This window comes from Capsulimonas sp. (assembly GCF_039929585.1).
GTDB lineage: Bacteria > Armatimonadota > Armatimonadia > Armatimonadales > Capsulimonadaceae > Capsulimonas.
The window spans coordinates 1-13,794 of record NZ_JBDSQY010000145.1 but is presented as its reverse complement, the minus strand read 5'-3'; the positions used below and the strand labels follow the sequence as shown (position 1 = coordinate 13,794).

Annotated in this window: 13 protein-coding genes; 3 read left to right on the top strand and 10 right to left on the bottom strand. The window is 59.8% G+C overall.

Going from position 1 to position 13,794, the window contains the following annotated elements:
- Window positions 1-90: 90 nt before the first annotated feature.
- Window positions 91-2,148, bottom strand: coding sequence for a succinate dehydrogenase flavoprotein subunit (gene sdhA / locus ABIZ35_RS10030; protein ID WP_348219755.1), 2,058 nt, complete (start codon window positions 2,146-2,148; stop codon window positions 91-93).
- Window positions 2,149-2,151: 3 nt separating this feature from the next.
- Window positions 2,152-2,898: a succinate dehydrogenase gene (locus tag ABIZ35_RS10025; RefSeq protein ID WP_348219754.1), complete on the bottom strand. Its 747-nt coding sequence runs from the start codon at window positions 2,896-2,898 to the stop codon at window positions 2,152-2,154.
- 92 nt (window positions 2,899-2,990) lie between these two features.
- On the opposite strand from ABIZ35_RS10025, the gene ABIZ35_RS10020 reads away from it, so the two are divergent.
- Window positions 2,991-3,893: a LysR family transcriptional regulator gene (locus ABIZ35_RS10020; protein ID WP_348219753.1), complete on the top strand. Its 903-nt coding sequence runs from the start codon at window positions 2,991-2,993 to the stop codon at window positions 3,891-3,893.
- Window positions 3,894-4,123: 230 nt separating this feature from the next.
- Here ABIZ35_RS10020 and sucD read toward each other — a convergent pair whose 3' ends face one another.
- The 8 genes from sucD to ABIZ35_RS09980 all read right to left on the bottom strand — a co-directional run bounded on the left by sucD (window position 4,124) and on the right by ABIZ35_RS09980 (window position 12,258).
- A complete protein-coding gene (sucD, locus tag ABIZ35_RS10015) occupies window positions 4,124-4,993 on the bottom strand; it encodes a succinate--CoA ligase subunit alpha (protein ID WP_348219752.1) in 870 nt (289 codons plus the stop codon).
- A gap of 9 nt (window positions 4,994-5,002) precedes the next feature.
- Window positions 5,003-5,212, bottom strand: coding sequence for a DUF4177 domain-containing protein (locus ABIZ35_RS10010; RefSeq protein WP_348219751.1), 210 nt, complete (start codon window positions 5,210-5,212; stop codon window positions 5,003-5,005).
- 46 nt (window positions 5,213-5,258) lie between these two features.
- Window positions 5,259-6,419, bottom strand: coding sequence for an ADP-forming succinate--CoA ligase subunit beta (gene sucC / locus ABIZ35_RS10005; protein ID WP_348219750.1), 1,161 nt, complete (start codon window positions 6,417-6,419; stop codon window positions 5,259-5,261).
- 141 nt (window positions 6,420-6,560) lie between these two features.
- Complete coding sequence (gene acs / locus ABIZ35_RS10000; protein ID WP_348219749.1) at window positions 6,561-8,510, bottom strand: acetate--CoA ligase; 1,950 nt, start codon at window positions 8,508-8,510, stop codon at window positions 6,561-6,563.
- A gap of 111 nt (window positions 8,511-8,621) precedes the next feature.
- Window positions 8,622-9,695 carry a WD40 repeat domain-containing protein gene (locus ABIZ35_RS09995; protein WP_348219748.1) on the bottom strand — a complete coding sequence of 358 codons (1,074 nt, stop codon included), beginning with the start codon at window positions 9,693-9,695 and terminating at the stop codon, window positions 8,622-8,624.
- A 20-nt stretch (window positions 9,696-9,715) separates the two neighbouring features.
- Window positions 9,716-10,537, bottom strand: coding sequence for an MBL fold metallo-hydrolase (locus ABIZ35_RS09990; protein ID WP_348219747.1), 822 nt, complete (start codon window positions 10,535-10,537; stop codon window positions 9,716-9,718).
- A 276-nt stretch (window positions 10,538-10,813) separates the two neighbouring features.
- Window positions 10,814-11,962: a kelch repeat-containing protein gene (locus tag ABIZ35_RS09985; RefSeq protein ID WP_348219746.1), complete on the bottom strand. Its 1,149-nt coding sequence runs from the start codon at window positions 11,960-11,962 to the stop codon at window positions 10,814-10,816.
- On the bottom strand, window positions 11,959-12,258 hold the full coding sequence (locus tag ABIZ35_RS09980; RefSeq protein WP_348219745.1) for a 4a-hydroxytetrahydrobiopterin dehydratase: 300 nt from the start codon (window positions 12,256-12,258) through the stop codon (window positions 11,959-11,961). Before ABIZ35_RS09980 ends, ABIZ35_RS09985 begins: the two co-directional genes overlap by 4 nt.
- Window positions 12,259-12,420: 162 nt before the next feature.
- On the opposite strand from ABIZ35_RS09980, the gene dtd reads away from it, so the two are divergent.
- Together dtd and ABIZ35_RS09970 are read left to right on the top strand one after the other, a co-directional pair.
- On the top strand, window positions 12,421-12,885 hold the full coding sequence (dtd, locus tag ABIZ35_RS09975; RefSeq protein WP_348219744.1) for a D-aminoacyl-tRNA deacylase: 465 nt from the start codon (window positions 12,421-12,423) through the stop codon (window positions 12,883-12,885).
- Window positions 12,886-12,901: 16 nt separating this feature from the next.
- A complete protein-coding gene (locus tag ABIZ35_RS09970) occupies window positions 12,902-13,741 on the top strand; it encodes a tetratricopeptide repeat protein (RefSeq protein ID WP_348219743.1) in 840 nt (279 codons plus the stop codon).
- Window positions 13,742-13,794: the final 53 nt, after the last annotated feature.

Here is a 13,794-nt window from a genome sequence, read left to right as displayed (position 1 = left end):
GTAGGAAGTTCTTTTAACGAAAGCCGTTTGCGTTGTCCATCCCAAAACCTTTCCCGCTGCGGGAGGGGTCGCGCGAAGCGCGGGGGTAGGTCAAAGATCCTGCCGCGCCGCCGGAGGGCGGGTGCTGAGCTGGTCGCCGCCGTCGCCGGCCGCCGTGGGATCGGCGCCCGCCGCGATTTCTTCCGAAGCACTTGTCTTATCGCCGTCGCCGTTACCGAGGTTCGCAGCGCCGTTGGCGCCGTTTGTGGCGGACGTGTTGACGACGATCTTCTCCGGCTTCTTCTCTTCGGTCGTCGTGCCTTCTTCTTTATCCGCCGCGTAGTTACGCAGACGCGGCTTGATGATGCTCGTGTCCACCTCTTCGTACGAAAGGCGCGGGCCGCTGGACGTGAACTCAGCGATGGTCGTTTTGAGGAAGCGCTCGTCGTCGCGGTTCGGGAAGTCCGGCTTGTAGTGCGCGCCGCGCGATTCGTCGCGGGCCAGGGCGCCGGCCACGATCACACGGGCCAGATGCAGCATGTTGCCGAGCTGCCGGGTGAACGGGATCAGCTGATTGGTCCAGCTGGACGTGTCCGCGATCGAGACGTTCTTGACGCGCTCCTGAAGCTCCTGGATCTTGTTTTCCGTGACCTTCAAGCGATCGTTGTAGCGAACGACCGTGACGTTATCCGTCATGATGTCGCCAAGCTCTTCGTGCAGCTTGTACGGATTCTCGCCGCCCGTGGACTTGGACAGCGTCTCGTATTTGCGGCTCTGATCCGACAATGCTGTCTCGAAAAGCGTGCTCGGCAGATCGTCCGCGCTCTTCTTCAGATGCTTGACATAGTTCACAACGCCGGGACCGGTCAATTGACCGCCCGTCAGACACGACAGCAGCGAGTTCGCGCCCAGGCGGTTCGCGCCGTGGTATTGATACTCGCACTCGCCCACGGCGTAGAGGCCGGGGATGTTCGTCATCTGGTTGCGCGGATCGCCCTCGACGAGACCGCCGGTATTGCCGTCCTTCACGAAGCCGACCCAGAGGCCGCCCATCGAATAGTGCACGCCGGGGAAGATACGCATCGGTGTGGTGCGCGGATCTTCGCCAATGAATTTCTCGTATATCTCCAGAATACCGCCCAGCTTGATGTCAATCAGCTTCTTGTCCAGATGCGTCAGGTCAAGGTAGACCTGGTTCTGACCGAAGACGCCCATCTTATCATCGACACACTTGGCGAAGATCTCGCGGGTCGCAATGTCGCGGGGAACGAGGTTGCCGTAGGCGGGGTATTTCTCTTCGAGGAAGTACAGGCGCTCCGCCTCGGGGATATCCTCGCCGCGCCGCGGATCGCCTGGCTTACGCGGAACCCAAACACGGCCGCCTTCGCCGCGCGCCGATTCGGACATCAGCCGCAGCTTGTCCTGGCCGGGAATCGCGGTCGGATGGACCTGGATGAACTCTCCGTTCGCATAATACGCGCCCTGCTGATACACAGCCGCCGCCGCCGTTCCCGTATTCATGACCGAGTTGGTCGAACGGTTATAGACGATGCCAGGGCCGCCGGTCGCGAGCACGACGGCGTCGGCCCGAAATGTCTCGATCTTCATCGTGCGAAGATCCTGCGCAACGATGCCTTTACAGACGCCGTCGTCATCCTTCACGATGCCGAGAAACTCCCAGAACTCATGCTTGGTGATCTCACCCGCAACTTCATGCCGACGCGCCTGCTCGTCCAGCGCGTAAAGCAGCTGCTGGCCGGTCGTGGCGCCGGCGTAAGCCGTACGATGATGCTTGGTGCCGCCAAAGCGCCGGAAGTCCAACAAGCCTTCGCCTGTGCGATTGAACATGACGCCCATGCGGTCGAGCAGGTTGATGATGCCCGGCGCGTTGTCCGCCATGTGCTTGACGGGCGGCTGGTTCGCCAGGAAGTCGCCGCCGTAGACGGTGTCGTCCAGGTGCTCGTAGGGCGAGTCGCCCTCACCCTTGGTGTTGACGGCGCCGTTAATTCCGCCCTGTGCGCAGACTGAGTGGCTGCGCTTGACGGGGACGAAGCTGAAGAGATCGACGGGAACGCCGCCCTCGGCGATCTTCACCGAGGTCATCAAGCCGCCCAGTCCGCCGCCGACGACGATGACTTTGGGTTTCGTATTTGTCGCTACTGTCGCCATAATTTATCTCCTCGCGACTTTCGCCGTCACAGCGGGCGCCGAAATCGAAGCGCGCTCATGGTTCAATCCCGCCGAGCGGAACCGATTAGCCGTCGCCAGCCCGATGACGGTGAAGATCAAGAACACGCCCGCGCAGACAAACGCGCTGATCTTTTGCGAACGCTGCGAAATCGTGATTCCCCAGCGGATACCAAAGTTCCAGATGCCGTTTGCGAAGTGGAACACCGTGGCCGTGATGCCGATCACATAGAACGCGAAGAACAAAGGATCCGCGAACTGGCCCGCCATGGATTCCCATCCAATCGCCTTTTCGGGATTGGGCGATCCTTGCCACGCCAGGAAGTATCGCTGCAAGCTTGTGTTCCAAACGTGGAAGCCGATGTAGAAGAACGCGATCACGCCGCTGACGCGCTGCAAAAAGTACATCCAGTTCCGGCCATAGCTATAGCTGCCCAGGTTGGACGAGCCATGCGCGGCGATAAAGATCCCGTAAATCCCATGATACAGAATGGGAATGTAGATGATGATGATCTCCAGGATCGCCACGAAGGGCAGATATCCAAAGACCTTGACCACCGTTTCAAAGGCGCCTGGACCGCGCAATGCATAGGAATTGGCGATCAGATGCTGCATCAAAAAGATGCCGATCGGAACGATGCCCGAGAGTGAGTGCAGCTTATGCCATAAATACGGGTCGCGCAGCCCTCGCGCGTTCGACGCCTCTTGAGAAGCGGGTATTGAGGAAGCCATCGTCACAGTCCTTTCGGAAAACCAGAAAACAACCTAGTATACCATCGGGGTTGCAAAATGTAAAATGAAATGATATCATACTTATTATAAGCATGGCTAATATTCTACAGATAGAAACTCTCAAACTTTTTTGCGATCTCGTGGAAGCGCAAAGCTTCTCGCGCGCCGCAGAGCGCAACTTTGTGACCCAATCGGCGGTCAGTCAGCGCCTGCGCGCTCTGGAACGCGAGTACGGCCGCTCGCTGATCGACCGGGGCCAGGGCCGAGGCGTCGTCACCCCCACCCCCGCCGGCCAGATCCTTTACGACGGCGCCAAGCGACTCCTGCGCGAAGCCAACGCCCTCGACGCCCTCCTGCGCGATAGCGGCGACGAAGTCGGCGGCACGATCCGTGTCGCCACCGTCTACTCCGTCGGCCTGCACGCCCTGCCCCCGCGCCTCAAGCCCTTTCTCGCCGCCCATCCCAAAGTGAACGTCCACCTGCAATACCAGCAGACAGAGGAAATTTACCGAGAAGTGATGGACGACTCCGTGGACATCGGCATCGTCGCCTGCCCCGCCACTCGGCGCGGCCTAGAAATGTTTTTGTTCAGCGAAGAAGAAATGGTGCTGATCTGCGCCCCCGAGCACCCACTCGCCGCCCATACTTCCGTCAGCCTCAAAGACCTCGACGGCGTCGCCTTCATCGGCTTCGACAACGACATCCCCACCCGCAAACTCATCGAAGCCCGCCTCGCCCGCGCCAACGCCCGCGTCCGCGTGACCAGCACCTTCGATAACATCGAGACGATCAAGAGCATCGTGGAGATCGGCAACGGCGTCAGCATCGTGCCGGCGGACACCATCCGCCAAGAAGTGCGCGAAGGCGCCTTGGTCGCCGTGCCGTTTACGGAGACGGATACGTTTTTGCGACCGACGGGGCTGTTGGTGAAGAAGAGTAATTTGAAAAGGGCGGTGGTGACAGTGTTTGTGGAGGCGATGAAGATCGGGAGGTGAGACAAACGCCAACGTGTCCGTTACGCCAGGTGCGTCGCACCACGGGTATAAAACCCATGGCTGGGAGACGCTTCGCGTCTAACGACCCGTGCCGGGCCGACAAAATGAGACCATTAGACAATAGCCTATTTTGTCCGTCCGGCACGGACGGTTAGGGCGAAGCCCTCCCAGACGTGGGTTTTATACCCGCGGTGCAAACGCCGACGTGGGTTTTTATACCCGTGGTTTGATTACAGTCCCAGCGCCTGCTTGACCAGGCCCGGGATGTCTGCCGTGGATTCCGCCATGAGAACGCCGGCGGCCTTGAGGGCGTCGACTTTCGCTTGGGGGCCGCCGCTGGAGCCGGAGATGATGGCGCCGGCGTGGCCCATGCGCTTTCCGGGAGGGGCGGTCAGACCGGCGATGAAGCCGATGACCGGCTTTGTCATGGTCTTGATGTACTCAGCCGCGATCTCTTCGTCCGAGCCGCCGACCTCGCCGCACATGACGATGGCTTTGGTCTCCGGGTCCGCTTCGAAGAGCGGAAGGACGTCGATGAACCGGGTGCCGGGCATCGGGTCGCCGCCGACGCCGACGCAGGTGGTCTGGCCAAGGCCGGCGCGGGTGAGGGCGTCGACCGCTTCGTACGTCAGAGTACCGGAACGAGAGACGATCCCTATCGGGCCGGGGGTGAAGATGCTTGCCGGCGTAATGCCGATCTTGCACTCGCCCACGGTCAGGATGCCGGGACAGTTCGGGCCGAGCAGGCGCGACTTGGACGTCTTCACGACGTTGACCGCCTTGATTTCGTCCTGGATCGGAATGCCTTCGGTGATGCAGACGATGAAGTCCACCCCTGCGTCGACCGCTTCCAGGATGCCGTCCGCCGCAAAGCGGGCCGGGACGAAGATACAGGAGGCGTTCGCCCCCGTCTTTTCGACGGCTTCCTTCACGGTGTTGAAGACGGGAACGCCCTGGATCGTCTGGCCGCCCTTACCGGGCGTGACGCCGCCGACGACATTGGTGCCGTAGTCGATCATCTGTGTCGTGTGGAACTCGCCCTCGCGGCCGGTGATTCCCTGGACGATGACCTTGGTGTCTTTACCAACTAGGATACTCATGGCTGTTCTTTAACCCCGTCGTCGCTTGAAGTAGAACACGGTGACGGGAACGCTGTCGTCCATCTCGTCATCGCCTTCGCCGCCGTCTTCGGTGGCCCGCACATCCGCAACCGCGTTAACCAGCTCCCAACCGTCCGCGCCATGGGTGTTGAGCGTCGCCTCATCCGTCTCGTCGTCCGCTTCGCTCACAACGATCTTGTACTCAAATACATCTGCCATTGATATCCATCCTTCTTCTTGCTTCTTAAATTAAGAAAGCGCGTAATTACTTCTTAGCGTAAGCCAGCTCCACGATCTTCGCGGCGGCTTCCTGCATCGTCTCGGCGGGAACCAGGTTCGTGGTCTTCAGCAGCTCGGCGCCCTCGGCGGCGCGGGTGCCGGCGAGACGGATCACGATCGGCACCTTGACGTCGAGCGTCGCGACGCCGGCGATGATGCCCTTGGCGACTTCGTCGCCGCGCGTGATACCGCCGAAAATGTTGAACAGAACGCCCTTGACATTGGGATCGGACAGAACCACTTCGAGGCTGCTCGTGACCGCCTCGGCCTTGGCGCCGCCGCCGATGTCCAGGAAGTCAGCCGGCTGACCGCCCGCGCGCTTCACTTCGTCCATGGTCGTCATGACCAGGCCCGCACCGTTGCCGATGATGCCGATGTCGCCGCCCTCAAGACGGACATACTGGATGCCGCGCCGATGCGCTTCGGTCTCGATCGGATCTTCTTCGGCGGTGTCATGGTAGGCCGCGAACTCGGGATGGCGGAACATGGAGTTCTCGTCGATGTCCCACTTGGCGTCGCCGGCGATGATCGTTCCCTCTTTGGTAATGACCAGGGGGTTGATCTCGGCGAGCGTCGCGTCTGTGCCGACATAAGCGGCGTAAAGCGCCTTCAGGACGGGGATCGTCTTGTTGATGTGGGCCACATCGTAGTTGGCGTCGAACAGGACTTGTCGGGCCGCGTAGTCGGGCAGGCCCAGCAATGGGTCGATGAACAGCTCGGCGATGTCGGCGGGATTGTTGTGCGCGACTTCCTCGATGTCCATGCCGCCCTTGGTCGAGACGATCAGCACATCGCGCTGACGGGCTCGGTCCTGGGTGATCGCGACATAGATCTCTTTGTCGATGTTGACGGCTTCTTCCACCAGAAGCTTATTGATCTTCAGGTCGGAATTGGCCTGTGCGAAGAACAGCGTCTTGCCCAGCAGCGCCTTGCCGATCTCCTCGGCGTCATTCGGATTGTCGGCGAGCTTGACGGCGCCGGCTTTGCCGCGTCCGCCGCTATGCACCTGCCCTTTGATTACGACCTTGCGGCCGAGCTGGGTAGCGATGTCCCGCACTTCGGCGGGGGTCGAAGCCGCCTGTCCTTCCGGCACGGGCACGCCGTACTGCTTCAGGAGCTGCTTCGCCTGGAACTCATGTATCTTCAAAATCGTGTCTCCTGCTCTTTTAAAGAAGCGGAAAAGCCAGCGAAATCATTTTTGCCGAGCTTCTCTGCTTCTTTTGTTCGAAACCGACTCCTATTATGAACGAAAAATCGTTTCCAACAGGCGTCGGAAACGATTATTTCGCTAAGATTCGTCGGTATATTTGTCCTTGAGGCTACTCACGACACTCGGATCGGCCAATGTCGTCGTGTCTCCCAGCGCACGCCCCTCGGCGATATCGCGCAAAAGGCGCCGCATGATCTTGCCGCTGCGGGTCTTGGGAAGCTCCGCCGTGAGGAATAAGTCGTCCGGGCGGCAGATCGCGCCGATCTTCTTGGCGACATGCGCCTTGAGCTCCGCCATGAGTTCAGGCGTTGGATCGATCCCCTCTTTCAGGGTCACGAACGCCGAAATCGCCTGACCCTTAATTTCGTGCGCCTTGCCGATAACCGCCGCCTCAGCGACACTCGGATGATCCACGAGCGCGCTCTCGACTTCCATGGTCGACACACGATGCCCGGCGACATTCATGACGTCGTCCACCCGGCCCAGCAGCCAGTAATCGCCTTCGGAGTCGCGCTTGGCGCCGTCGCCGGCAAAGTAATAACCCTGTGCGGCGAACTTGCTCCAGTAGACCTCGCGGTAACGCGCATCGTCGCCCCAGAGCGTGCGCAGCATCGACGGCCACGGCTTGGTGATGACCAGCAGGCCGACGCCCTCATTGCCTTCCGGCAGCGGATCGCCTTTTTCATCCACGACCAAGGCGCTGATGCCCGGGAAGGGACGCCCGGCGCTCGCCGGTTTGGTCGTGCTGATCCCGGGGAGCGGCGTGATCATGATCGCGCCGGTCTCCGTCTGCCACCATGTATCCACAATCGGGCAGCGCTCGCCGCCGACATTTTTGTGATACCAGAGCCACGCCTCAGGATTGATCGGCTCGCCGACTGAGCCCAGCAAGCGCAGGCTGCTCAGGTCATGCTTCTCGGGCCACTCGGTTCCCCACTTCATAAACGCCCTAATCGCCGTCGGCGCCGTGTAGAGAATGGTGATCTTGTGCTTTTCGATCAGTTCCCAGAACCGGTCCCTCGCGGGCCAGTCCGGGGCGCCTTCGTACATGAACACGGTGGCGCCATTGGACAGCGGGCCGTAGACAACGTAGGAGTGCCCGGTAATCCAGCCGACGTCTGCCGTACACCAGTAGACGTCTTCGTCCTTGAAATCGAAAATATACTTGCTGGTGGTAGTCGCGCCGGTCAGATAGCCGCCGGTCGTGTGCGCGATGCCCTTGGGCTTGCCCGTGGACCCGGACGTATAGAGGATAAACAGCAGATCTTCGGAGTCGAGCGCTACGGCGTCGTTCTGATCGGACGCATCCGCGACAAGCTCGTGCCACCAAAGATCGCGTCCTTCGACCCACGGCGTCTCTTCGACCTTGCCGGTGCGATTGACGACAATGACGTTCTCAATCGTCGTCTCGCCTGTCAGCGCCTGATCGGCCGCTTCCTTGAGCTTCACCACGCCGCCGCGCCGCCAGCCGCCGTCGGCGGTGATCAGCAGCTTGGAGCCGCTGTCGTGAATGCGCTCACGCAGACTGTCCGCGCTGAAGCCGCCGAAGACCACCGAGTGCGGTGCGCCGATGCGGGCGCAGGCCAGCATTGCAATCGCCGCTTCAGGAATCATGGGCAGGTAGATCGTCACGCGATCACCATGTTGCACACCCTTGCCCAGCAATACGTTCGCGAACTTGCAGACTTCCTTGTGGAGCTCGGCGTAGGTGTACGTCTTCGTGTCGCCCGGCTCGCCTTCAAAGACGATCGCCGCCTTATCGGCGCGCCCGCCGGCGACATGCCGGTCCAGACAGTTCACGGAGACGTTCAGCTGGCCGCCAAGGAACCACTTCGCATGCGGCGGGTTCCACTCGCTGACCGTGTCCCACGGCTTCGACCACTCCAGCTGCGACGCCTGCCCGGCCCAAAACGCATCGGGATCGGCGGCGGCGGTCTCATAGATCTTGGGATCGTTCCAATTCGCCTGGGCCGCGAAATCGGCGGGGGGAGGAAATGTCTGACTTGTTTCTTGTTCGAGCTCTGCCACGTCGGATGCTCTCCTTCGATACTTACGCAATTTTCAACCGGGAGAGTGTTCGGCGCGGCTAGTACAATTACCTGCTTGGATTTATTTTTTCACAAATCTATTCGTAAACCTTTACGGATATCCATTGAGAGAGCCATCGAACTGAAACATGTCCCAAATATATGTGAAGTCATCATGGCATCCAATGGCGGCAAGACGGCCATCTGGTGAGAAGATAACGTCTGAAGTGGTATGAGCATGCGGCAATACGGCGAGCAATCGGCCGCTGGATAACTCCCATACCCATGCAGAATTATTGGGATACGCAAGTTCGTTGGCGATCACGATATCGCCTTTCGGAGAGATCGCGACACTCCCCATCTTATCGGGGTGTTCCAGAATAAGAACACAATCGCCCGTGATGGTATCCCAAATGCGGACGGTTTTATCAAAACTGCTGGAAGCAATACGCGAACCGTCTGGCGAAAATGACAGGCTGAATGCATGATCCTCATGGTGGAGTTCGTGTTTCAAGACACCGTTTCTTGTATCCCAAATACGGAGAACGCTGTCATGGCAGGCGGCGGCGATCCACTCCCCGCTGGGAGAATACGCGACATCGTGTATGCTGCCTCGACAATCCTGTAACGACGCCACTTGCTCTCCGGTGGCGACCGACCATAGGAAGCCGATTTTACCGCTGGTGGTCGCGATCTGCTGGCCATCCGGAGAAAAGATTGCGAAATCGACGGTGGAAGTGTGACCAGCCATTTCAAAGATCAATTGGCCGGACGCGAGATTCCAAAGATAGGCTTTTTTTGTACGCGTCGTTGTCAGTTGCGCGCCATCAGGGGAAAACTCCACATGCCGGCCGGGACCGGGTGATTCGAACTGAGGGTTCCCGGATGCGGCGCTCCACACGCGGCTCAATTTATCATGGGAGGCAGTGGCGATTTTCTGGCTGTCTGGGGAGAATGCGAGACAGAACATGATTCCGGTCGGCTGGGAGAGCGCAAGACGCTCGTTCCAGCTGGTTGTATCCCAAAAAGCCGTACGTCCATTGCGGCTACCCGTAGCGAGCGTCGCGCCATCGGGCGCCCAGGCAACCTGATAAACGGAATCAGAAAGAGAAGGCAGCATCGCTATAGGAACTGGTCGTTGTGGCGACGTGAACGCCATTTCCTCTGCTGCAATAATTTTCTTCATGGAGGACGATTGTTATTCCACTAAAACAAATTCAGCTGCAGCGGCTTCACGCCGGGCGTCCACGACACGCTTGGCTTATCGCGCTTGGCGACATCGAGCACGACGGGGCAGCCGGTTTCAACGGCGACGGTCGCCTTCGCGTAGGCGAGTGCGAGTTTGGGGGTGTTGTTTTCTTTGGAGAGGTGCGCGAGCCATGCCGTGTGCGGGCCGTGGGTTCGAGCGTGCTCGCAGAGGAGCGCGACGGCGGCTTCGTTGGAGAGGTGGCCGCGGTCGCTGAGGATACGCGCCTTGAGGTAGCCGGGGTAAACGCCGGCGTTCAGGCGATGGACGTCGTGATTGGCTTCGAGGATGAGTAAGTTGGCGCCGCGAATGGCTTTGCGCATCGTGTCGGTGACATGACCGGCATCGGTGATGATGCTGGCTTTGTGGCCGCTGGGACGATACATGAGGTTGACGCCGACGGGTTCGACGGCGTCGTGTGGAACGGAAAACGTCTCGACATCGAGATCGCCGATCGTCCATGTATCGCCTGTTGGAAGCTTGATGTTGGGAGAATCCGTGCAGCGTCGATAGAGAGCATTTAATGTCGCGGGGTTCGCGACGATCGGAACGCCGTGGCGCTTGGAGATCGCATGGGCGCTCTGGATGTGGTCGGAATGCTCGTGGGTGAGGACGATCCCGCTGAGATCTTCCAGCTGGAGGTCGTGCGCGGCGAGCGCGCTGGTGATCAGGCGCAGGCCAATGCCCGCGTCGATGAGGATCGCATGTTCGCCCGCTCGAACAAGTGTTGTGTTTCCGGACGAGCCGCTGGCGAGAGCGTGGACTGAAAAGTGCCGAGTCATAAGGAGTATCTTACCCCAAAATTACTCCAAATTCGGTCCGGACGTGCAAAGACCCGACGGGAGGCGGCAGCGACGTCGGGTCTCTAAATTGTGTGCTTCCTTGCGTATGCTCGTCCGGTTGATGGGACGGGCTCCTTATTGATGAGCCGCGCACGCCGTTAGATAGATTTCAGTGGGCGCGGTTCGTTATTAGCACATTGCGTTCCTGTATGAAGTTGTCTACCCGTATTATAGGCAGGCGCGCGAAGGGTTGTTACTGCAATAGTTACCAGGTTTTCAGGGATTATTGCTGGGGAGCTTCAGAAGAAACGCCGTCGCGAGCGAGGATTCTTTGCCGCCCTCCACCCGCTTGCCGCCGGCGGCCAACGCCGCGCCGTCTGGAAAGACAATCAGCGCCTGATCGTGGCTGCTCTCTGGAACGGACGAAATCGGGGTAAAGGTGTCCGTGGCGGGATCGAAAACTTCAGCCGCACCCGTGGTGGCGTGAATGGGAGGAGACCAGCCGCCGATCAGCAGAAGTCTGCCGTCCGGCAAGGTTTCCGTGCTGTGCGCCATGCGCGGCGTTCCCAGAAGTTTGGGCGCCGTGTGAAACTCGTCGGTCACGGGGTCGTAGATCTCCGCCTCGCGCGGGCCGGCCTCGCCGTTCTGGCCGCCGGCGATCAGCACTGCGCCATCTGCCAGCAGAGTCGCCGTCGCGCGGTCGCGGGCAAAGGCCATCGGTGACTTTGTCCGGCGAAATGTGTTGGTGGTGGGATCGAAGATCTCCGCCGTCGCGGATGGCTTGTCTGGCTTGCCGACAAACCAGTGCTTGCCGCCGGCGATCAGCACCCGCCCGTCTTTCAGAAGCGCCGCCGCCTGCCCGAAGCGGTCTTCTATCATCAGGCCGGGGACTAGGGCGAATGTCTGAGTTTTGGGATCGTAGAGGTCCGCCGTGGCGAGCGTGCGGCGACTGTGCGTATCGAATCCGCCGGCGCATAAGATCCGCCCATCGGCGAGTGTCGTCGCCGTAAATAGCTCGCGGGGCTTCGACATCCGGCTCGGAAGCAGACGGAACATCTCCGTCTTGGGATCGAACATCTCCCCTGTCGCAAGCGAGCCGAGGGAGGTATTGTAACCGCCGATAATCAGCACCGTACCGTCCGGCAAAACATTCGCGGCGGCAAAATCACGGGGATAAGTGAGATTTCCCTTAGTTCGATGAAACGAGTTCGTGTTTTTATCAAAAACATCAGCAGTCGCCAGGCAGGAACCGGCGTCATAGCTGAAGCCGCCTGCGATCAGCGCGCTCAAACCACCCGGAAGCAGCACAGCGCTCGGCGCCCAGCGGGAATCGCACATGCCTGGCTTGATCGGCCTCCACGCGGGCGCTTGGGCCATGGCGGGAGCGCCGATCAAGCAAAGCGGCAGGAGAAGCGTCCATTTCATCCGAGGATCGTGTCCGCGAAATCGTCGCTGGCGGCGGCAAGCTCGAAGTCGTGAATCGTCAGCCCGCCCGAATCGTGAGTAGTGATACGAAATGTCACTTTGTTATATCGGATATCGATGTCGGGGTGATGATTGATCGATTCGGCCGTCTCGCCCGCCTGATTGACGAATTGAAGCGCCTGGGTGAAGTCCTTGAACTCGAAAGTGCGCGTCAGAACACCGTCCTTACGGCTCCACAATGGGACGCGCTTCAAATGATCAAGAACCTCAGTTTCCGGCAATAACGGGAATTTCATGGGGCGTCTCCTTTATCCATTGGCGTCATAGCTTAGTGTTGAGATCATCATACCCAGAATTTTCCGGGCTGGGATGTTCGCCTGCTCGCCTCCCTTCGCCATCGAGACTCGGTATTCCTTCCCGGCAGGATTCCCACACGAACGCGACGAATCTCAGACATCATGCGAGTGGTTTTACAGCGAGTGACGCACGCTGCCGTCACGATGGAAGAAACCGGCGAACGGCGGAAGATCGGGCCTGGATTAGTGGTCCTTTTGGGCGTCGGCCAGGGCGATGTTGAAGGCGATGTCGATTATCTTGTACCAAAGATATTGTCGCTTCGAATATTTAGCGACGAATATGGAAAAATGAATCTCTCGCTGGAAGACACTCAGGGCCAGATGCTGATCGTTTCGCAGTTCACCCTGTTCGCCGATACGCGCAAGGGCAAGCGCCCGTCATTCACGGACGCCGCTCCGCCGACGATCGCGATCCCACTGTACGAGCGGTTTGTCTCCCAGGTCCAAGCGCGAGGCGTCACGACGCAGACCGGAGAGTTCGGCGCCGATATGCGTGTGGAGATAAGCAACGACGGCCCTGTGACATTGATCATCGACAGTCCGCCGAAACCGGCAATTGAGAAATAAAAGGAAGTAAGTGTCAGTGAACGATTCTGACGACCAAATCCCCACGCCTCAAAGGCCCCCTGCCCCGTCGCCCTGCGGCGTGCGCAAACAGGGAGAGATGAGTCTGCGTCAGGGCAACATCGAGCAGGCGCTGTCGAAGTATCGTAAGGCGGTGCAAATCGAAGGCTCCGGCGCGGGCGGCCCGCAGGACGGCGTTTCCGCCGCGCGCACGGACCTGGGCGAAGCCTACGCCTATGCCGATCAGGCTGTGAACGCTCTGCGCCAGTTCCGGCGCGCCATCCGCTCCTGTCCTCAGCGCGCCGAGCCGCACTTTTCCCTTGGAGAGCTCTATCGACGCCACGGCAAAACGCAGGCGGCCGTCTCCGCGTATCGCCGCGCCATTGAGTTCTCACCCCGCAACGCTTACTATCACTACCGTCTCGCCGACACGCTGATCGACGCCGGCTTTGAGACCGAAGCGCTCTCCGAGATGGAGATCGCCGCCGAAATGTCGCCCGAAGACTCGTTCTACCACTTCCGGCTCTCCGACCTTTATCTCACCCGTGGACGTCTCGAAGAAGCCGTTGCCGAGATCCAAATGGCGTCGATGTTCTCGCCAAACGACGCCTACTACAATCTGCGTTTAGGGATGATGTATATTCTCGCCAGCCACTGGGAAGACGCGACCGAAGCCCTGGACCACGCACTGCGCCTCGATCCGCGCAACTCGCTTTACCATTGCATCTTAGCCGACGTGCATATTCAATTGGCGCGGAACGATCGGGCGATGAGCCACTATCAGATGGCGGGTGACTTGGATGAGTACGATATGGAGCACGTGAGAAGAATTCGACGGCTAGTGGGGATTGGGGAATGAAGAGGCTGGCCCTCATCCCCCGGCCCCTTCTCCCAATTCTGGGAGAAGGGGAG